We start from the raw sequence: 19,154 nt of genomic DNA, 5'->3' as shown, positions 1-19,154 counted from the left end.
CGGACCATGAGCGCCGCCGCCGTCATCCCGACCGTCCGGTCCACGCCCGGGTCCGCCTTCCCCCTCGGTGCCACGCTCCTGCCCGGCGGGACCAACTTCGCCGTGGCGTCGGACATCGCCACGGGCATGGTCCTGTGCCTGTTCGACGCCGACGGGGCCGAGCACCAGGTGCCGCTGCTCGACAACGACGCCGGTGTCTGGCACGCGTTCGTCCCGGGCGTCGAGGCCGGCACGGCGTACGGCTTCCGGGCGACGGGCCCGTGGGACCCCTCCCGCGGGCTGCGCTGCAACCCTGCCAAGCTCCTGCTCGACCCCTACGCACGTGCGATCAGCGGCGACGTCGGGTTCGGGCCGGAGGTGCTCGGGTACACGGTCGGGGATCCCGATGTGCCCAGCCTGCTCGACTCGGCCGGGCACGTGCCACGCAGCATCGTGGTCGACCGGTCGTTCGACTGGGAGGGCGACGTCCACCCGGGCACCAACTACGCCGACACCGTCTTCTACGAGGCCCACCCGAAGGGCCTGACGGCGCTGCACCCGGACGTGCCCGCCGAGCTGCGTGGCACGTACGCGGCCCTCGGGCACCCCGCCGTGATCGCGCACCTGGTCGACCTGGGCGTGACCGCGGTCGAGCTGCTCCCGGTGCACCACAGCGTCCCGGAGGAGTTCCTCGCCCGGAGCGGGCGCACCAACTACTGGGGCTACAACACGATCGGCTACCTGGCGCCGCACGAGGCGTACTCGGCCCACGCCCGCGCCGGTGTGGTCGGGGGGCAGGTGGCCGAGTTCAAGACGATGGTCAAGCGTCTGCACGCGGCCGGTCTGGAGGTCATCCTCGACGTCGTCTTCAACCACACGGCGGAGGGCGGTTCCGGCGGCCCGACGCTGTGCCACCGCGGCATCGACAACCCCGCGTACTACCGGTTGAGCCCCACAGACCCGCGGTCGTACTACGACACGACCGGCACGGGGAACTCGCTCAACGTCGACCATGCGACCACCTTGCGGCTGATCATGGACTCGCTGCGGTACTGGATCCTCGAGATGCACGTCGACGGCTTCCGGTTCGACCTCGCGACGACCCTCGCGCGCGAGGACGGCAGCTTCGAGCGGACGGCCTCGTTCTTCGACCTGATCACGCAGGACCCGGTCGTCGGTCGGACCAAGCTGATCGCGGAGCCCTGGGACGTGGGGCAGGCGGACAGCTACAGCCTCGGGCGGTTCCCGCCGCTGTGGAGCGAGTGGAACGGGCGGTACCGCGACAGCGTGCGTGACTTCTGGCGCGGCACGGACGGGATGCTCGGCGAGCTCGCCACGCGCCTGTCCGGCTCGTCCGACCTGTTCGGCGGGTCGGTCCGTCGCCCGTCCGCCTCCGTCAACCTGGTCACGGTCCATGACGGCTTCACGCTGCGCGACCTCGTCAGCTACGACGGCAAGCACAACGAGGCGAACCTTGAGCAGAACCGTGACGGGACCAGCGACAACCGCTCCTGGAACAGCGGCGCGGAGGGCCCCACGGGCGACTCGGCGGTCACGGCCCTGCGCGGGCTGCGGTCCCGGGCGATCCTGACGACGCTGCTGATGTCGCTGGGCGCCCCGCTGCTGCTGGCCGGCGACGAGCTGGGCCGGACGCAGGGCGGCAACAACAACGCCTACTGCCAGGACGGCCCGATGACGTGGGTCGACTGGGCCGGTGCGGACGCGGAGCTGCTGGCCTTCACGCGCAAGGCGATCGCCCTGCGTCGGACGCACCCGGTCCTGCGCCGACGTCGGTTCCTCACCGGTGCGCAGACCGAGGAGATCGGGTGGTACTCCCCGACCGGTCGGTTCATGACCGGCGCGGACTGGTCCGACTCCCGCGCCCGCTGCGTCGCGGTCTACCTCGACGGCGCCGACGCCCCCGACCGGGACGACCAGGGGCGCCCGCTCGTCGACTCCGACCTGCTGCTGCTGTTGAACGGCTGGTCCCAGGCGGTGCGCTTCACGCTGCCGGACCCGCGCCCCGGGGCCTCCTGGACCGCCAGGCTCGACTCCGCCGATCCCACCGGCGAACCGACGGACGCCGCGCCGCGCGGCGCGGGCGCCGATCTCTGGGTCCCGGGGTGGTCGGTGCTCGTCCTGACGAGTCCCGTCCGCGCGCCGACACCGTGACACGTCAGCAAGTATCAAATTCCGACCCGCTTAGTCCAATATTCGAGACGAGGGTGTCGCCGAGGACCCGGGACCGCCATCCTCGTCACATGCAGACCCGCCGCGCCGCCTCGACGTGTTGTCACGTCGTCATGGCTCCCGCGTGCCCCTGCTGTCCGCGGAGCATCTGAACCCCCGGCCCCGTCCCCCTCGGCCGCGCGTTCATCGCCCGGCCCCGGTCTCGACGTCGGCCTGGCAGGACCGCGACCACCCCCGTCCCCCGCGGAGGAAACGCCTCATGGCGTCCACCTTGTTCGTTGCTGCTCGAGCTCCTCGTGACGCTGCGCGCGCGCGATGTCGGCGATGTCTGCCGATCACCGACCGCCGCACGCGCTGACCGACCGACTCGAGAACCAAGGACTCCCGACATGACTGCTCGCCCCGCGCCCCGCGCGCGCCGCCTCGCCGCCACCCTGACGACCCTGCTCACCGCCGCCGCGCTCGCGTCGCTCGGCGCGTGCTCCTCCGACTCGACCGCCGACGCGGCCGGCGCCCCCAGCGCCTCCGGGAACGCCGCCGCCCCCCTCGCCGAGGCCTCCGAGCTGCGTCTCGGCTACTTCGCCAACCTGACCCACGCGCTCCCGCTCATCGGCGTCGACAACGGCACGTACCAGAAGACGCTCGGGGACACGAAGCTCACACCGACGATCTTCAACGCCGGTCCCGCGGCCGTGGAGGCGCTGCTCGGGGGCGCGATCGACGCCGCGTACGTCGGTCCGAACCCGGCCATCAACGCCTTCTCGCAGTCCAAGGGCGAGGCCATCCGGATCGTCGCGGGCGCCACGTCCGCCGGCGCCCAGCTGGTCGTCAACGACAAGATCAAGACCGCGGCCGACCTCAAGGGCAAGACGCTGGCGACGCCGCAGCTGGGCAACACCCAGGACGTCGCCCTGCGCTTCTGGCTCACGGGCCAGAAGCTCACCAGCTCGCTCACGGGTGCGCCGTCCGACGTCACGATCGTGCCGCAGGACAACGCCCAGACGCTCGACACCTTCAAGGCGGGCCAGGTGGACGGCGGCTGGCTGCCCGAGCCGTGGTCGTCGCGGCTGGTCGACGCGGGCGGGCACGTCCTCGTCGACGAGAAGGACCTGTGGCCCGGTGGCGACTTCGTCACCACGCACCTGATCGTCTCGACCGACTTCCTGAAGAAGTACCCGGGCACGGTCAAGAAGCTCATCGAGGCCGAGTACGCCACGAACGTCTGGGTGACCGCGAACTCCGACGCCGCGAAGACCGAGGCCAACTCGGCCATCGAGAAGCTCACGACCAAGCCGCTCTCGGAGGCCGTGCTCGACCGGGCATGGGCCAACCTGACCCCGACGCTCGACCCGATCGCGTCCAGCCTCCAGACGTCGGCCGACCACGGCGTGGCGGTGGGCACCTCGAAGAAGACGGACCTCACCGGTATCTACGACCTGACGCTCCTCAACGAGGTGCTGAAGGAGAACAACGAGAAGCCGGTGGACGACGCCGGGTTGGGAGCTGACGGAAAGTGACCACCACCGCGACGGCGGCCGGCGGCCCGGGCATCGATGCCCCGGCCGCCGTTGCGGCGCGCCTCACCGACGTCACCCAGCACTTCGGCGAGGCCTCGCGCCCGCCCGTGCTGGAGCACATCGACCTCACGGTCCATCCCGGCGAGTTCGTCTGCCTGCTCGGCGCCTCCGGGTGCGGCAAGTCGACGCTGCTCTCGCTCGTCGCGGGCCTGGACAAGCCGGTCTCCGGCCAGGTGGAGGTACCCGGCGGGCGTCCGGCGCTCATGTTCCAGGAGCCCGCGCTCTACCCGTGGCTGTCCGCGGGGGCGAACATCGAGCTCGCGCTGCGGCTGCGCGGCGTGCCCCGCAAGGAGCGCAAGACCGAGGCTGCACGGCTGCTCTCGCTGGTCCGGCTCGACGGGGCCGCGCCCAAGCGGGTGCACGAGCTGTCGGGCGGCATGCGCCAGCGTGTCGCCCTCGCCCGCGCGCTCGCGCAAGAGGGCGACCTGCTCCTGATGGACGAGCCGTTCGCGGCACTCGACGCGATCACGCGCGACGTCCTGCACGAAGAGCTCACCCGCATCTGGTCCGAGACCGGCCGCGCCGTGATCTTCGTGACCCACAACGTCCGGGAGGCCGTCCGGCTCGGGCAGCGTGTCGTCCTGCTCTCGTCGCGACCCGGCCGGGTGGTGCGCGAGTGGCGCGTCGACATCCCGCAGCCGCGCCGCATCGAGGACCACGACGTGTCCGCGCTCAGCGCCGAGATCACGGAGCACCTGCGTCAGGAGATCGCTCGCCATGGCCACTGACACCCACGCACCGGGCACGGTCCGGTCGACCGAGACACCCTCCGAGAGCGCGCTGGCCGCCGGTCTCGACGCGCTCGAGACGCCGATCAGCGTCGACCGGCCGTCGTTCCTGCGCGCGACCTGGCGTTCCGCCTGGCCGGTGCTCGCCGCCCTCGTCGCGATCGTGGTCGTGTGGCAGGTCGCGTACTCGCTCGAGCTCAAGCCGCCGTACGCGTTGCCGAGCCCCTCCGACGTGTGGCAGACCCTGCTCAACGGCATCCAGGACGGCTCCGCCTGGCGCGCGATCCGCAGCAGCGTCGAGCGCGCCGCCGTCGGCTTCGTCATGTCGGTGGTGGTGGGCGTCGCTATCGGCGTCGCCCTCGCCGCCTCTCCCCTGCTGCGGCGCGCGTTCGGGCCGATCATCACGGGCCTGCAGTCGCTGCCGTCCGTGGCGTGGGTGCCGGCCGCGATCATCTGGTTCGGCCTGACCAACGCGACGATGTACGCCGTCGTCCTGCTGGGTGCGGTGCCGTCGATCGTCAACGGCCTGCTCGCCGGGACCGACCAGGTACCGCCCCTGTTCCTGCGCGTCGGCCAGGTGCTCGGCGCCCGCGGCTGGACCCGCATCCGCTACGTGCTGCTGCCCGCCGCGCTCCCAGGATTCCTCGGCGGTCTGAAGCAGGGCTGGGCGTTCGCGTGGCGGTCCCTGATGGCGGCCGAGCTGATCACCCAGACCATCGGTGGCGGCCTCGGGCAGCTGCTCGACCTGGGCCGCGCCACCAGCGACATGTCGCTCGTGATCGCGTCGATCTTCCTCATCTTCCTGGTGGGCATCGCGATCGAGCTGGCGGTGTTCGCACCGCTGGAACGGCGCGTGCTGCACTCGCGTGGTCTGACGGGCCAGACGTCGAGCACGAAGCGCCGCAGGTAGCGACGCGGGCCGGAGGCGGCGCAGGACACGCCTACCGGTTCCCGATGAACACGAGTCCTCGATCTGGGAACCGGTCTCTGCCACGATCAGCACGTGACGAGCAGCGACCCGACCTGGTCCGAGGCCTACCTGACCCTCGACGGCCGCCAGGTGTACTACCGCCGGAGCCCTGACGTCGAGGGCATCCCGATCGTGCACATCCACGGGTTCGGCATCTCCGGCTCGTACCTGATGCCGACCGCGCGGCTGCTCACCGACCGCGGCCCCAACCTGGTCCCCGACATGCCGGGCTACGGCCGCAGCGAGCGTCCGGCGCACACGCTCGGCATCCCGGCCCTGGCCCACACGCTGCTCGAGATGCTGGACGTGCTCGGCTTCGAGAAGGTCATCCTCGTCGGCAACTCGATGGGCGCCGTCGTCAGCCTCGAGGTCGCGCACGCCGCACCCGAGCGCGTGCACCGACTGATCCTCGTCTCGCCTGCGGGTGGGGTGCACAACCAGCCGCTGGGTCGCGCCCTCAAGCAGCTCGCCACGGACGGGGTACGCGAGAGCCCCAAGATGGCGCGGGTGGCCGTGCCGGACTACCTCAAGTTCGGACCGATCAACACGCTGAACCTGCTGGGCGAGCTGACGAGGTTCCCGTCCCTCGAACGGCTCGTCCGGGTGCCCGTCCCGTCGCTGGCGGTGATCGGCTCCAGGGACCCGTTGATGCCCGCGCCCCGACGCGTCCGCGAGGTCGGCAGCATCGCTCCGGCCCACGTGACGGTCGTGCTCATCGAGGGCGCGGCGCACGCGATCAACTTCAGCCACCCGGGTGAGCTCGCGCACGTGATCACGTCGTGGCTCGACGGCGAGGAGATCGTCGACGATCCCGACCAACCCGGTCTGACCCGGGTGCTCCAGCTGCCGCGCGGCTGACTCAAGGCAGCAGGAGCTCCAGCAGCAGCTCCTCGAGCTGCCGGTCCTCCAACGGCCGGAAGTGCCCCGGCGTTGCCAGGACGACGTCACGCGCACCGGGAAGGACGCTCCCCTCGGGGACGTGCGGATCCCAGTCGCTGTGCACCGAGACGATCCGCGCGTTGACCGCGGTCTCGGCGGCCAGGGCAGTGATCGTCGCGTCCGAGGGCACGAACGCCCGCACCGACGAGATCGGGATCCACCGCGCGTACCGCGACCCGGCGAACGGCGCGTTGACCGCGACCATGGTGGCGATGCGCCCGTCCGGGTCGTGCCGGAGCATCGCGAGCTTGCCAACCAGGCCGCCCTTGCTGTGTGCCACGAGCACCACGTCCCGCAGGTCGTGCTCGACGAGGTACGCGCCGAGCACCGCGGCCGTGTCGGCCACCGGTTGACGGTTGTAGCCGAGCGCGGGGATCGCGTGGACGCGGACCCCGTGGGCGAAGAGCCGCTCGGCCAACGGTCGCAGGAACTGCCAGGGCTCCCAGACGCCGGGCACGAGCACGACCGGGGGCCCGACGGGCTCGACGGGCGATCGGTAGGCGTCGTCTCCGCGGGCCGCGGCGAGCTGCCAGCGCAGCACGCTCGCGTAGTCCCGCACGCGCCACCACAGGTGCGGCGACGCGCTCGGGACGGGCTTCGGGTCCGGCATGCGGCCATCGTGCCGTAGTGCACGGTCCGGGTCGACGTCCGGAGCTCGCGATGGCTGTCCCGACCTTGGGGGCAGCTGCTCAGGACGCCGCGGCGCAGGCGGCGACGAGCAGCTCGGCGGCACGACGGATCTCGTCGATCTGGGCCGGATCGAGCGCGAGCCGCTCGACCATCGTCGCCGGGATGGGCACCGCCAGCTCGCGCAGGTCGCGACCGGTCTCGGTGAGCACCAGGAGCAGCGCGCGCTCGTCGGCCGTGTCCCGCTCGCGCCGCAGCATGCCCATCGCCTCCAGGCGCCGCACGAGCGGTGACGTCGTGGCGGGTTCGAGGTGCAGGTGGCCGGCCAGCTGGGTGAGCGAGATCGGGCCGTACTGCCAGAGCGCCAGCATGGCCAGGTACTGCGGGTGGGTGAGGCCCAGCGGCTCGAGCAGCGGTCGGTAGAACCCGACGAGGCTGCGCGCGGCGGCGGAGACGGTCAGGCAGACCTGCGCCTCGACCGCCAACGGGTCCGGTCGCTCGTCGGTCATCGACCCTCCTCGGGGGATATAGTTAGTGCACTAAGCATAGGAGACGACGTGACCGAGAAGCGCCGCAAGGACGCCACCGAATGGCTCCTCACCTACTTCGGGCCCGCGCAGGTGGGCAACATCCGCGGGCGACGCCGCCCACTCACGCCCGACGAGCGCGCCCGTGACGCGCAGCTGCGGCAGGAGTTCGAGCGGGTGGTCGGACCCGACGGACAGGCCTTCCTGGTGGAGCGGGCGCCGGAGCAGCCCTGACCCACGCCGATCAGGCAGGGATCAGGTGGATCGCGCGGGCCTTGCGGACGGCCTCGTTGCGGCGCGACGCACCGAGCTTGCGCAAGATGTTGCGCACGTGGGTGCGCACGGTGTTCACGGACACGAACATCGCCGCGGCGATCTCGTCGGTCGACAGCATGGCCGCCAGGTGCCCGAGCACCTCGCACTCCTTCTCCGTCAACGGCTCGACCAGGTCTCGGACCGACTCGTCGACCGGGAGCTCCGGCCGCTGTGCGGGACGCCGAGTGGGACGCGTGGACGGTCCCGCAGCCGGCTCCTCGAGCAGGAGCCGTCGCACGTCGACGGACGCCTCACGGAACGGGCGGCGCAGCTGCTCGGGCGCGGCGAGGTCGAGCGCACGCTGCACGGCGCGTCGCGCCGCGGCCCGCTCCCCCAGGCTCAACCGTCGCGACGCCTCCAGCAGCCACCCCTCGACCCGCACCGCGAGCGAGGCGTCGGGCGCAGGGTGCGCCGACGCACCCGCCCACTCGGCGAGCCGCACCTGCCAGAGCAGCCGTTGTGCGCCCTCACTGGTCGGATCGGCGACCGACGCGTGCCGGTCGAGCGCCGACCCCGGCCGGCCGCCCGCCAGGTCGAGCGCCCCGTGCTCCAGCAGCAGCAGGTCGGCCAGCCACGCCGACCCGGCCGGGGTCACGGCGAGCGCGTCGCGAGCGCCCTCGAGGTCGCCGGACGCGCGCCGCAGCCGTGCCTCGAGCAGGGCCACCAGCGTGCCCGGCACCGGGTCGGCTGGCGTGATCGGGACGCGGCCCGCGCGACGCAGGTGTGCGCGGGCGGCGTCGAGCTCGTCGCCCTCCAGGCTCGCCCAGGCCGACGCGATCTGCCCGGACGGGTCGACACGGCCCGGCCCGGACTGCGCGCGGTCCGCGAGGGCCCGAGCCCCGCGCAGCTCGCCGCGGAGCGCCTCCACCAGCGCGAGCCGGCCGCGTCGGGACCCGATGCCCCGGTAGGCCAGGGCCGCCGCCTCGAGCCGCCCGAGCACCAGCAGCGCGTCGCCACGGAGGGCCTCGATCGCCGCGACGACGTCCGGCCGGTCCTGCATCGGCGGCCCGAGACGGTCGGCAGCGGCGACGACGCCGGCGGCATCCCCGCGCCCGGACGCGAGGACGACCTGGAGCAGCCCCAGCGCGACCTGCGAGTCCGGCGCGGGGCGCGCCTCGGCGACCTCAGCGGTCGCTCGCGTCACGTCGCCGCGGGCCGCCAAGGCAACGGCGCGCACGATCGCGGCGTCGACGCCGGGCGTGGACGCCGGGACCCGGGCCAGCGCAGCGACGCGCTCGGCGGGCAGGTGACCCCGCACCAGGTCGGCGACCACACCCCCCGCCACGGCGTACCGGGCGACCTCGTCCCAGGCGAGGGCGCGTGCCGCCTGTGAGGCGGCGTCGCTCCACCGACCCTCGCCGGCAAGCCATTCCCCGGCCCGCCGGTGCAGCACCCGGGCGCGCTCGGGATCTTCCGCGACGAGCTGGGCGTAGTAGAGCTCGCGGGCGAGGGGCGCCAGCACGAACGACCCCGGCCGGCCCGGCGACTCCTCCACGAAGGCCTTCCCGAGCCGCTCGAGCGCGCGCACCGATCCGCCGAGCGCGCCCACCAGACCCGTCGGGAGGTCGTCGGCCACGCTGCAGTCGAGCAGCAGCCGACGCTCGGCGGGCGCGATCTGGTCGAGCACCTCGGCCCGCAGGTACGCGGCGACCGACCCGCTCGCAGCGGAGACCTCACCCGCCCACGAGCCGCCCCCCGACCGCTCGGCGTCGAGCATCGCGAGCCGCACTCCGGCGACCCAGCCGCGCGTGCGCGCGTGCAGCGCTCGCGCGCCGTCGGCCGACAGGGTCAGCCGGGCGTGGTCGAGGAGCGCCCCGACCTCCTCGGGGCGGAACGCGAGGTCCGTCGCGTCGAGCTCGGTGACCGCGCCCTCGAGGCGATAGCGATGCACGGGCACCGGCGGGTCCACGCGGCTGACGATGACGAGCCGGAGCCGCCCCGGGGCCTGCCGCAGGACACGCTCGAGCCCCTCTGCGAGGTCCGCGGGGACCGCGCCGCCGACGTCGAGCACGAGGACGACGGGCTCCGGGTGCGCGGCGACGTGCGCGCCGAGCATCGTCGAGAAGGCCGCTCCCCCTGCGGCTCCATCGCCGAGCGACACGAGCGCGGGGACCCGCACGCCGGTGCGGCGCAGTGCGGCGACGATCGGCACCCAGGGCGCGGCCCCGACCAGGTCGGCCGCGTCGAGCGTCACCCAGCCGACCGGCCCGGGCACCTGCGCGGCCCAGGTGGCGACAGCCACGGTCTTCCCGGAGCCCGCGGGGCCCACCACGAGCGTCAGCGGGACCTCGGCCGCGAGCATCGCCGTCAACCGTGGGCGCACCACCAGGCGCCCGACCGGCGCGGGGAGGTCGGTCTGCCGACCGGTGCTCGCCGGGCCGCCTCGAAGCGTGCTGCCCATGGCCGCCCATCTCCTCGCGCGTGACCCGACGACGGGGACGAGCGCGGACCTCGGTGCCCCCTGGCGAGACCGTCCGTGGCCAGTCAAGCCCTCGGGGCGAACCGCGGCAAGAGCGCTGACACCCGGCAGCCGGGGAGGACGACACATCCGCACCTGCGAGCCACGCGGGGAGGACGCGCACTACTGAACTGCCCGGACGGCCGCTGGAACGGCTGGTACGCCACGCACGTCCACCTGCGCGGACGGTGCCGTGGACCGTCCGGGCGAACCGTGCCTGTGAGGCTGCCGTTGTCGGCACTCGTGAGCCGATTTGCGCGCTAAGGTCGCAATGTTCCGCCCGAAGGTCGACTGTCCGGGGCATGAGCGCTGGGCACGACTGTGCGACGAAAGGACTGCCCACCATGACCGACGATCTCGCCGGCCTCGAGAGCCTCGAAGAGACGGGTCCCATCGACTATCTCGTCATCGAGTTCCCCCGGACCAACTTCACCGGCGAAGCATTCCCGCTGCTTCTCGACCTCGTCGACAGCAAGACCATCCGGATCCTCGACCTGGTGTTCGTCCTGAAGGACGAGGAGGGCAACGTCGGCGCGATCGAGCTCGACCAGCTCGACGGCGGTGGTTTCGACCTGACCGTGTTCGCGGGCGTGCACTCCGGGCTGATCGGTGACGACGACGTCGCGGAGGCCGGTGAGGCGCTGCTCCCCAGCACCGCCGCCGCCGTGATCGTGTTCGAGAACGTGTGGGCGGCACCCTTCGCCGCCGCCGTGCGCCGAGCCGGCGGCCAGCTCGTCGCCAGCGGCCGCATCCCCGTCCAGGCGATCCTCGCGTCCTTGGACGAGATCGAGGCCGCCGATTAGGTACCCCGGGTTCCCCGGGAAACGTCGTCGAGAGAGGTAGGAAGACATGCCCAGATTGATGCGCACCGTCGCCAGGACGGCCGTCGTCGCCGGCACCGCCACCGCGGTGTCCAACCGCGTGTCCCGTCGTCAGGCGGGCCGCTGGAACGACCAGGCCGACCAGCAGGCGGCCCAGCAGGCCCCGCAGTACGCCGAGCCGCAGTACGCGCCCCCGCCCCCCGCCCCCGTGGCAAGCACGGACGACAAGCTCGCGCAGCTCGCGCAGCTTGGGGCACTGCGTGACTCGGGCGTCCTGACGGACATCGAGTTCGAGGTGCAGAAGAACAAGATCCTCACCGCCTGACACGCTGCACCACTCACGACGAGGGGCCCGGTGATCGCTCTCCGGGCCCCTCGTCGGTGTGTGTGCAGGTGTCAGGCGACGCGGCCGTTCGCCCGCTCGTCGTCACCGATCTTGTGCACGACGATCGAGTTGGTCGAGCCGACCACGCCGACCGGTGCACCGGCGACGACGACGACGTAGTCGCCCACCTCGGCCAGGCCGTTGGCACGCAGGGTCGAGTCGACCTGGTTGACCATCTCGTCCGTGCTCTCGACCGACGGCGACCGGTAGGTCTGCACGCCCCAGCTGAGCGAGAGCGTGTTGCGGACGTCCTCGACGGGCGTGAACGCCAGCAGCGGGATGGCCGAGCGCAGCCGCGACATGCGCCGCGCCGAGTCGCCCGACTGCGTGAACGTCACGAGGTACTTGACGTCGAGCGTCTCGCCGATCTCGGCCGCGGCACGAGTGATCGCACCGCCGCGCGTGTGCGGCGTGGAACCCAGGGGGGCCATCCGCTCGCGGCCCATCTCCTCGGTGGCCTCGATGATCCGCGCCATGGTCCGCACGGTCTCGATCGGGTAGTCGCCCACGGACGTCTCGCCGGAGAGCATGACCGCGTCGGCACCGTCGAGGACCGCGTTGGCGCAGTCGGAGGTCTCGGCGCGCGTCGGGCGCGGGTTCGTCGTCATGGACTCGAGCACCTGCGTAGCGACGATGACCGGCTTCGCGTTGCGGCGGGCCAGCTCGACCGCGCGCTTCTGGACGAGCGGAACCTGCTCGAGGGGCAGCTCGACGCCCAGGTCACCGCGGGCGACCATGATCCCGTCGAACGCGGCGACGATCTCGGCCAGGTTCTCCACGGCCTGCGGCTTCTCGATCTTGGCGATGACCGGGACGACCCGGTTCTCCTCCTCCATGATCCGGCGCACGTCGGTGTAGTCCTCGGCCGACCGGACGAACGACAGCGCGATGATGTCGGCGCCGACGCGCAGGGCCCAGCGCAGGTCGTCCTCGTCCTTGTCGCTCATGGCCGGAACGGACACGGCGACGCCGGGTAGGTTCAGGCCCTTGTTGTTCGACACGGGGCCGGGGACCTCGACGCGGGTGACCACGTCGGAACCCTCGACGGCGGTGACGCGGACCAGCACCTTGCCGTCGTCGATGAGGATCGGGTCGCCCACGCGCGCGTCGTCGGTCAGGCCCTTGTGCGTCGTGGAGACACGCTCCTTGGTGCCCTCGACGTCGTCAGTCGTGATGGTGAACACGTCGCCGACCGCGAGGTTGTGCTTGCCGTCGATGAACCGGCCGAGCCGGATCTTCGGGCCCTGGAGATCGACCAGGACCGCGACGGAGCGGCCGGAGGACTTCGCTGCGGCACGGACGTTGTCGTACACCCGCTGGTGGACCTCGGTGTCGCCGTGGCTGCGGTTGAGCCGCGCCACGTCCATCCCGGCGTCGACGAGGGCCTGGATCTGCTCCGCGGACTCCGTAGCAGGGCCGATGGTGCAGACGATCTTTGCTCTACGCATGGGGCGAGCCTATGCCTTCCGTGATCATGTACTTCTCGTGGCCGTGACCGCACGCCCCGGTCCGGCCCCCAGGGCCGGGCAGTTGTCGACGCCGGTCGATTGGGGTGGTCTAGGGGCGCAGCGCCACCGTGGAGGCGGTCACCGGAGAGGGGAGCTCGGTGCTCCCCGAGAGGTAGGTGTCGACCGCGGCCGCCGCGGCGCGGCCCTCGGCGATCGCCCAGACGATGAGGGACTGGCCGCGGCCGGCGTCGCCGGCAACGAACACGCCCGGCACGGACGTGGCGTAGTCCTCGGACCGCGTGACGAGCCCGCGCGGCGTGAGCTCGATGCCGATCTGCTCGGTCAGCGACGGCGTCTCCGGACCGGTGAAGCCCATCGCGACGAGCACCAGGTCGGCCGGGATGTCACGCTCGGTCCCCGCCTTGGGCACGCGGCGGCCGTCCGAGAGGTACTCCGTGGTCGCCAGCTGGAGCCGCGCGACGGCGCCGGACTCGTCGCCGACGAACTCGACGGTCGAGGCGAGGTACTCGCGGTCGCCGCCCTCCGCGTGCGAGGACGAGACCTCGAACAGGATGGGGTCGGTCGGCCACGGCTGGTGGTCGGGCCGGTCCTCCGGCGGTCGCTTGCCGATGGCCAGCGTGGTCACCGATGCGGCACCCTGGCGCAGCGCCGTGCCGAGGCAGTCCGAGCCTGTGTCGCCGCCGCCGATGATGATGACGTGCTTGCCGGTCGCGGTGATCTGGTCGGCGACGGGCTTGCCGGCCGCCACGGCGTTCGCCTGGTGCAGGAACTCCATGGCCACGTGGACGCCGGAGAGCTCCTTGCCGGGCACGGTCAGCTCGCGCGGGACCGTCGCACCAGTGGCGATGACGATCGCGTCGTACCGCGCCTGCAGCTGCGGCCACGTCACGTCCCGACCGACCTCGACACCCGGGCGGAAGCGCGTGCCCTCCGCCTCCATCTGCTCGAGCCGGCGGTCGATGTGGATCTTCTCGAGCTTGAAGTCCGGCACGCCGTAGCGCATCAGCCCGCCGATGGCGTCGTCCCGCTCGTACACGGCGACAGTGTGTCCCGCCCGCGTGAGCTGCTGGGCGGCGGCCAGGCCGGCGGGTCCGGAGCCGACGACGGCGACCGTGTGACCGGTGAGTCGCTGCGGCACCTGCGGGGTGACCAGACCCTGCGCGAAGGCCTCGTCGATGATCGAGACCTCGACGTTCTTGATGGTCACCGCGGGCTGGTTGATGCCCAGCACGCAGCTGGACTCGCACGGCGCCGGGCAGATGCGGCCGGTGAACTCGGGAAAGTTGTTGGTTGCGTGCAGCCGGTCGATGGCGTCCGACCACTGCCCGCGCCACACCAGGTCGTTCCACTCGGGGATCAGGTTCCCGAGCGGGCAGCCGTTGTGGCAGAACGGGATCCCGCAGTCCATGCAGCGGCCGGCCTGCTCCTTGAGGTAGGGCTGGCCCTCCTGCAGGTGCGCGTGCACGTCCGCCCAGTCACGCAGGCGGATCTCGACGGGCCGGTTGGGCGGGAGCTCGCGGTCACGGACCTTGAGGAAGCCGCGGGGGTCAGCCACGGGCCACCTCCAGGATCGTGTCCCACACGCCGGGCGCGGCCGGGTCGAGACCGTCGGCCTCGGCCTTGGCGAGCGCGCGACGGACGCGGGCGTACTCGGTCGGGAGCAGGCGCGTGAACCGCGCCCGCGTCTGCGGGAAGTCCTCGAGGAGCTCGGCCGCCACGGGCGAGCCGGTCTCGTCGTGGTGTGCGCGCAGCAGCTGTTCGACCAGAGCCGCGTCCTCGTCGTCCAGGGGGTCCAGCGCGAGCTCGTTGGTGCGCACCGCGTCGAGGTTGACCAGCGCCGGCACCAGGTCGAGCACGTAGGCCGTGCCGCCGGACATGCCGGCCCCGAAGTTGCGACCCGTCCGGCCGAGCACCAGCACGGTGCCGCCCGTCATGTACTCGCACCCGTGGTCGCCGACGCCCTCGACGACCAGCGTGGCGCCCGAGTTGCGGACGCCGAACCGCTCGCCGACGAGACCGCGCAGGAAGATCTGACCGGTCGTCGCGCCGTAGCCGATGACGTTGCCCGCCACCACGTTGTGCTCTGACGAGAGCACCGCGTTGCGGTCGGGACGGATCGCGATCCGACCGCCCGACAGGCCCTTGCCGACGTAGTCGTTCGCGTCGCCGAACAGTCGCAGCGTGATGCCGCGCGGCAGGAACGCTCCGAACGACTGGCCCGCGGAGCCGGTGAGGGTGACGTCGATCGTGTCGTCGGCCAGGCCGGCGGCGCCGAACCGCTTGGTCACCTCGTGACCGAGCATCGTCCCGACGGTGCGGTTGACGTTGCGGATGGGCAGGGCGATGCGGACCGGGTCGCGACGCTCGAGGGCGTCGGCCGCGAGCGCGATGAGGCGGTTGTCGAGCGCACGGGCCAGGCCGTGGTCCTGCAGCTTGGTCCGGTGGAGCGCCGACCCGGCCACCGGCGTCGGGACCGCGAGCACGGGGGCCAGGTCCAGACCCTCGGCCTTCCAGTGGTCGATCGCCGTGCGGGTGTCCAGCAGCTCCACGTGCCCGACCGCCTCGAGCAGGGTGCGGAAGCCGAGCTGCGCGAGCAGGGCGCGCACCTCCTGGGCGATGAACTCCATGAACGTGACCACGAACTCCGGCTTGCCGGTGAACCTGGCCCGCAGCTCGGGGTTCTGGGTGGCGACGCCGACCGGACAGGTGTCGAGGTGACAGACGCGCATCATGATGCAGCCCGAGACCACCAGCGGGGCGGTCGCGAAGCCGAACTCCTCGGCGCCGAGCAGCGCCCCGATGACGACGTCGCGACCGGTCTTGAGCTGGCCGTCCACCTGCACCACGACACGGTCGCGCAGGTTGTTCAGCACGAGCGTCTGCTGGGTCTCGGCCAGGCCGATCTCCCACGGGGTGCCGGCGTGCTTGAGCGAGGTCAGCGGAGAGGCGCCGGTGCCACCGTCGTGACCCGAGATGAGCACCACGTCCGAGTGCGCCTTCGCGACGCCCGCGGCGATCGTGCCCACGCCGAACTCGCTGACGAGCTTGGTGTGGATGCGCGCCTGCGGGTTGGCGTTCTTGGCGTCGTGGATCAGCTGCGCCAGGTCCTCGATCGAGTAGATGTCGTGGTGCGGCGGCGGCGAGATGAGCCCGACGCCCGGCGTCGAGTGCCGGGTCTTGGCCACCCACGGGTACACCTTGTGGCCAGGCAGCTGACCGCCCTCGCCGGGCTTGGCGCCCTGGGCCAGCTTGATCTGGATGTCGTCGGCGTTGGTCAGGTACTCGCTGGTCACGCCGAACCGGCCGGAGGCGATCTGCTTGATCGCGGAGCGACGCACCGGGTCGTTGAGGCGGTCGGAGTCCTCGCCGCCCTCACCGGTGTTCGACTTGGCACCGATGCTGTTCATCGCGACCGCCAGGGTCTCGTGCGCCTCCGCCGAGATCGAGCCGTAGGACATGGCGCCCGTGTTGAACCGCTTGACGATCTCGCTGACCGGCTCGACCTCGTCGATCGGCACGGGCGGGCGCACGCCGTCCTTGAACGCCAGCAGCCCGCGCAGGGTCATCAGGCGCGACGACTGCTCGTCCACCCGGCTCGTGTACTGCTGGAAGATGTCGAACTGCCGCGTGCGCGTGGAGTGCTGCAGGCGGAAGACGGTCTCGGGGTCGAACAGGTGGTCCTCGCCGTCGCGCCGCCACTGGTACTCGCCGCCGACCGCGAGCCGCAGGTGCGCCTGGCGGTTGCCGCTGGCTGGGTACGCGTCCGCGTGGCGGGCCGCGACCTCGGCCGCGATGACGTCCAGGCCGATGCCGCCCAGACGGCTGGTGGTGCCCGTGAAGTACCGGTCCACCAGCGGCTGCGACAGACCGATGGCCTCGAACACCTGCGCGCCGCGGTAGGACGCCATGGTCGAGATGCCCATCTTCGACATGACCTTCAGGACGCCCTTGCCGAGCGCCTTGATGAGGTTGGCGACGGCCTTCTCGGGGCCCACTCCGGGCAGGTACCCCGACCGCGCCAGGTCCTCGACCGTCTCCATCGCCAGGTAGGGGTTGACCGCTGCCGCGCCGTAGCCGATCAGCAGCGCGGTGTGGTGCACCTCGCGGACGTCCCCCGCCTCGATGATCAGCGAGATCATCGTGCGGGTGTGCCGGCGCAGCGTGTGGTGGTGCACCGCGCTGAGCAGCAGCAGCGACGGGATCGGCGCGAGGTCCGCGTCCGAGTTGCGGTCCGAGAGCACGATGAAGCTGACCCCGTCGGCAACCGCGGCGTCGACCTCGGCGAAGATCTCCTCCAGGCGCTCCTCGAGCGCCTGTCCCCCGCCGCTGACCTTGTACAGGCCGCGGATGGTGGTCGCACGGAAGCCGAGCGCAGGCTCCTTGGCCACGTGCACGATCTTGGCCAGCTGGTCGTTGTCGATCACCGGGAACGGCAGGACCAGCTTGCGGGCGTGCGCCGGGCCGTCCTCGAGGAGGTTGGGCTCCGGCCCGATCGCCCCGCCGACCGCGGTGACCAGCTCCTCGCGGATCGCGTCCAGCGGCGGGTTGGTGACCTGAGCGAACATCTGCGTGAAGTAGTCGAACAGCATGCGCGGACGCGTGGACAGCACCGCGACGGGTGTGTCCGAGCCCATCGCACCCAGCGGCTCCGCGCCGGCGGCAGCCATCGGGCTGAGCAGGATCTTCAGCTCTTCCTCGGTGTACCCGAACGCACGCTGGCGACGGCGCACGGAGGCGGCCGAGTGCGCCACGTGCTCGCGCTCGGGCAGCTGGGCCAGGTAGACCGAGTTGTCGCGCACCCACTCCGCGTACGGCCGCTGGGCCGCGAGCGTCGACTTGATCTCCTGGTCATCGATGATCCGACCCTTGCCGGTGTCGACGAGGAACATGCGGCCGGGCTCGAGGCGACCCTTGGCGACCACGGTCGCCGGGTCGATGTCGAGCACGCCGGCCTCGGACGCGCAGACGACGAGCCCGTCCTCCGTGACCCAGTAGCGGCCCGGGCGCAGGCCGTTGCGGTCCTGCACCGAGCCGATGAGCGTCCCGTCGGTGAACGTGATGGCGGCCGGACCGTCCCACGGCTCCATCAGCGTCGAGTGGTACTCGTAGAACGCGCGCCGGGCTGGGTCCATCTGGGCGTGGTTCTCCCACGCCTCCGGGATCATCATCATCACGGCGTGCGGCAGCGACCGGCCGCCCAGGTGCAGGAGCTCGAGGACCTCGTCGAAGCTGCCCGAGTCCGATCCGCCCGGGGTGCACACGGGCAGCAGCGGCGCGAGGTCGCCCAGCGCGTCGCTGGCCAGCGTGCCCTCGCGCGCGGCCATCCAGTTGCGGTTGCTGCGCACCGTGTTGATCTCGCCGTTGTGTGCGATCAGGCGGAACGGCTGCGCGAGCGGCCACGACGGGAACGTGTTGGTGGAGAAGCGCGAGTGGACCAGCGCGATCTCCGATGCGTAGCGCGGGTCGGAGAGGTCCGCGAAGAACGGCTCGAGCTGACCGGTGGTCAGCATCCCCTTGTAGGCGAGCGTCCGCGACGACAGCGAGGCGAAGTACAGCCCGCGCTCGCGCTCGGCGCGCTTGCGCAGGCGGTACGCGCGGCGGTCGAGGTCGATGCCCGACAGCTCTCGTGAGGGGTCCGCGACGACGAGCTGACGGAAGACCGGCATGGAGGCCCGCGCCGTGGGGCCGACGAGGTCTGCGGTGACGACGACCTCACGCCACGCGAGGACGTCGAGCTTCTCCTCGGCGGCGATCGACTCGATGGCGCTGACGGCGATGCGCTGCTCGGCCTCGTCGACCGGCAGGAACGCCATCCCGATCGCGTAGTAGCCGGGCGGCGGCAGCTCGGCGTCGACCACGTCGCGCAGGAACGCGTCCGGGATCTGGGTGAGGATGCCCGCGCCGTCACCGCTGTCCTCCTCGGCGCCCACGGCGCCGCGGTGGTCGAGGTTGAGCAGCGCCGTGAGGCCGGCGTCGACGATGTCCCGGCCGGGCGTTCCACGGAGCGTTGCGACGAAGGCGAAACCGCATGCGTCGTGCTCGGCGGCGGGGTCGTAGAGACCCTGCGGCAATGGCGCGCGCAGCGCGCCAGGGCTCACCGGCGTCGTCGACATCTGCACCGTCCTCACGGTCCCCGAGGGTCGGGGAATAGCACGAACAAGAGGGAACG

Annotated in this window: 14 protein-coding genes; 8 read left to right on the top strand and 6 right to left on the bottom strand. The window is 72.0% G+C overall.

Annotated features, from left to right (window positions below; all coding sequences use genetic code 11):
• Positions 1 to 6: 6 nt before the first annotated feature.
• The 5 genes from glgX (at position 7) to ACPPVS_RS08110 (ending at position 6,302) form a co-directional block, all read left to right on the top strand.
• The gene (glgX, locus tag ACPPVS_RS08130) at positions 7 to 2,151 is read left to right on the top strand and encodes a glycogen debranching protein GlgX (RefSeq protein WP_426595540.1); all 2,145 of its coding nucleotides are present in this window, start codon (positions 7 to 9) and stop codon (positions 2,149 to 2,151) included.
• 407 nt (positions 2,152 to 2,558) lie between these two features.
• A complete protein-coding gene (locus tag ACPPVS_RS08125; protein ID WP_426595539.1) occupies positions 2,559 to 3,686 on the top strand; it encodes an ABC transporter substrate-binding protein in 1,128 nt (375 codons plus the stop codon).
• A gap of 32 nt (positions 3,687 to 3,718) precedes the next feature.
• Positions 3,719 to 4,474 carry an ABC transporter ATP-binding protein gene (locus ACPPVS_RS08120; protein ID WP_426595912.1) on the top strand — a complete coding sequence of 252 codons (756 nt, stop codon included), beginning with the start codon at positions 3,719 to 3,721 and terminating at the stop codon, positions 4,472 to 4,474.
• On the top strand, positions 4,464 to 5,384 hold the full coding sequence (locus tag ACPPVS_RS08115) for an ABC transporter permease (protein WP_426595537.1): 921 nt from the start codon (positions 4,464 to 4,466) through the stop codon (positions 5,382 to 5,384). Before ACPPVS_RS08120 ends, ACPPVS_RS08115 begins: the two co-directional genes overlap by 11 nt.
• Positions 5,385 to 5,477: 93 nt before the next feature.
• Complete coding sequence (locus ACPPVS_RS08110; RefSeq protein ID WP_426595536.1) at positions 5,478 to 6,302, top strand: alpha/beta fold hydrolase; 825 nt, start codon at positions 5,478 to 5,480, stop codon at positions 6,300 to 6,302.
• A gap of 1 nt (position 6,303) precedes the next feature.
• On the opposite strand, the gene ACPPVS_RS08105 is transcribed toward ACPPVS_RS08110, so the two are convergent.
• Both ACPPVS_RS08105 and ACPPVS_RS08100 read right to left on the bottom strand, forming a co-directional pair.
• Complete coding sequence (locus tag ACPPVS_RS08105) at positions 6,304 to 6,993, bottom strand: esterase/lipase family protein (protein ID WP_426595535.1); 690 nt, start codon at positions 6,991 to 6,993, stop codon at positions 6,304 to 6,306.
• Positions 6,994 to 7,072: 79 nt separating this feature from the next.
• A complete protein-coding gene (locus tag ACPPVS_RS08100) occupies positions 7,073 to 7,519 on the bottom strand; it encodes a MarR family winged helix-turn-helix transcriptional regulator (RefSeq protein WP_426595534.1) in 447 nt (148 codons plus the stop codon).
• Positions 7,520 to 7,567: 48 nt separating this feature from the next.
• Between ACPPVS_RS08100 and ACPPVS_RS08095 the strand changes: the two genes are divergently transcribed.
• Entirely contained in the window at positions 7,568 to 7,771 is a 204-nt protein-coding gene (locus ACPPVS_RS08095) for a hypothetical protein (protein ID WP_426595533.1), read from the top strand.
• Positions 7,772 to 7,781: 10 nt separating this feature from the next.
• Here the strand turns inward: ACPPVS_RS08095 and ACPPVS_RS08090 are convergent, their stop codons facing one another.
• Positions 7,782 to 10,253 carry a LuxR C-terminal-related transcriptional regulator gene (locus tag ACPPVS_RS08090; RefSeq protein ID WP_426595532.1) on the bottom strand — a complete coding sequence of 824 codons (2,472 nt, stop codon included), beginning with the start codon at positions 10,251 to 10,253 and terminating at the stop codon, positions 7,782 to 7,784.
• A gap of 401 nt (positions 10,254 to 10,654) precedes the next feature.
• On the opposite strand from ACPPVS_RS08090, the gene ACPPVS_RS08085 reads away from it, so the two are divergent.
• Together ACPPVS_RS08085 and ACPPVS_RS08080 are read left to right on the top strand one after the other, a co-directional pair.
• On the top strand, positions 10,655 to 11,113 hold the full coding sequence (locus ACPPVS_RS08085) for a DUF6325 family protein (protein ID WP_426595531.1): 459 nt from the start codon (positions 10,655 to 10,657) through the stop codon (positions 11,111 to 11,113).
• Positions 11,114 to 11,159: 46 nt separating this feature from the next.
• A complete protein-coding gene (locus ACPPVS_RS08080; protein WP_426595530.1) occupies positions 11,160 to 11,456 on the top strand; it encodes an SHOCT domain-containing protein in 297 nt (98 codons plus the stop codon).
• A gap of 71 nt (positions 11,457 to 11,527) precedes the next feature.
• On the opposite strand, the gene pyk is transcribed toward ACPPVS_RS08080, so the two are convergent.
• The 3 genes from pyk to gltB form a co-directional block, all read right to left on the bottom strand.
• A complete protein-coding gene (pyk, locus tag ACPPVS_RS08075; RefSeq protein ID WP_426595529.1) occupies positions 11,528 to 12,964 on the bottom strand; it encodes a pyruvate kinase in 1,437 nt (478 codons plus the stop codon).
• Positions 12,965 to 13,073: 109 nt separating this feature from the next.
• Positions 13,074 to 14,540: a glutamate synthase subunit beta gene (locus tag ACPPVS_RS08070; RefSeq protein ID WP_426595528.1), complete on the bottom strand. Its 1,467-nt coding sequence runs from the start codon at positions 14,538 to 14,540 to the stop codon at positions 13,074 to 13,076.
• A complete protein-coding gene (gene gltB / locus ACPPVS_RS08065; RefSeq protein ID WP_426595910.1) occupies positions 14,533 to 19,098 on the bottom strand; it encodes a glutamate synthase large subunit in 4,566 nt (1,521 codons plus the stop codon). The genes ACPPVS_RS08070 and gltB overlap by 8 nt, the downstream gene beginning before the upstream one ends.
• Between the last annotated feature and the right edge of the window lie 56 nt (positions 19,099 to 19,154).

This window comes from Cellulomonas sp. McL0617 (assembly GCF_049994875.1).
In the GTDB taxonomy this organism is placed as follows: Bacteria; Actinomycetota; Actinomycetes; order Actinomycetales; family Cellulomonadaceae; genus Cellulomonas.
Note: the sequence above shows the minus strand (reverse complement) of the source record. Positions and strands in the feature narration are given on the sequence as shown.

Bases quoted from the DNA above. Each gene is read 5' to 3' on its own strand.
- glgX (WP_426595540.1), top strand. From the start codon at position 7: ATGAGCGCCGCCGCCGTCATCCCGACCGTCCGGTCCACGCCCGGGTCC.
- ACPPVS_RS08125 (WP_426595539.1), top strand. From the start codon at position 2,559: ATGACTGCTCGCCCCGCGCCCCGCGCGCGCCGCCTCGCCGCCACCCTG.
- ACPPVS_RS08115 (WP_426595537.1), top strand. From the start codon at position 4,464: ATGGCCACTGACACCCACGCACCGGGCACGGTCCGGTCGACCGAGACA.
- ACPPVS_RS08105 (WP_426595535.1), bottom strand. From the start codon at position 6,993: ATGCCGGACCCGAAGCCCGTCCCGAGCGCGTCGCCGCACCTGTGGTGG.
- ACPPVS_RS08100 (WP_426595534.1), bottom strand. From the start codon at position 7,519: ATGACCGACGAGCGACCGGACCCGTTGGCGGTCGAGGCGCAGGTCTGC.
- ACPPVS_RS08090 (WP_426595532.1), bottom strand. From the start codon at position 10,253: ATGGGCAGCACGCTTCGAGGCGGCCCGGCGAGCACCGGTCGGCAGACC.
- ACPPVS_RS08085 (WP_426595531.1), top strand. From the start codon at position 10,655: ATGACCGACGATCTCGCCGGCCTCGAGAGCCTCGAAGAGACGGGTCCC.
- ACPPVS_RS08080 (WP_426595530.1), top strand. From the start codon at position 11,160: ATGCCCAGATTGATGCGCACCGTCGCCAGGACGGCCGTCGTCGCCGGC.
- pyk (WP_426595529.1), bottom strand. From the start codon at position 12,964: ATGCGTAGAGCAAAGATCGTCTGCACCATCGGCCCTGCTACGGAGTCC.
- gltB (WP_426595910.1), bottom strand. From the start codon at position 19,098: ATGTCGACGACGCCGGTGAGCCCTGGCGCGCTGCGCGCGCCATTGCCG.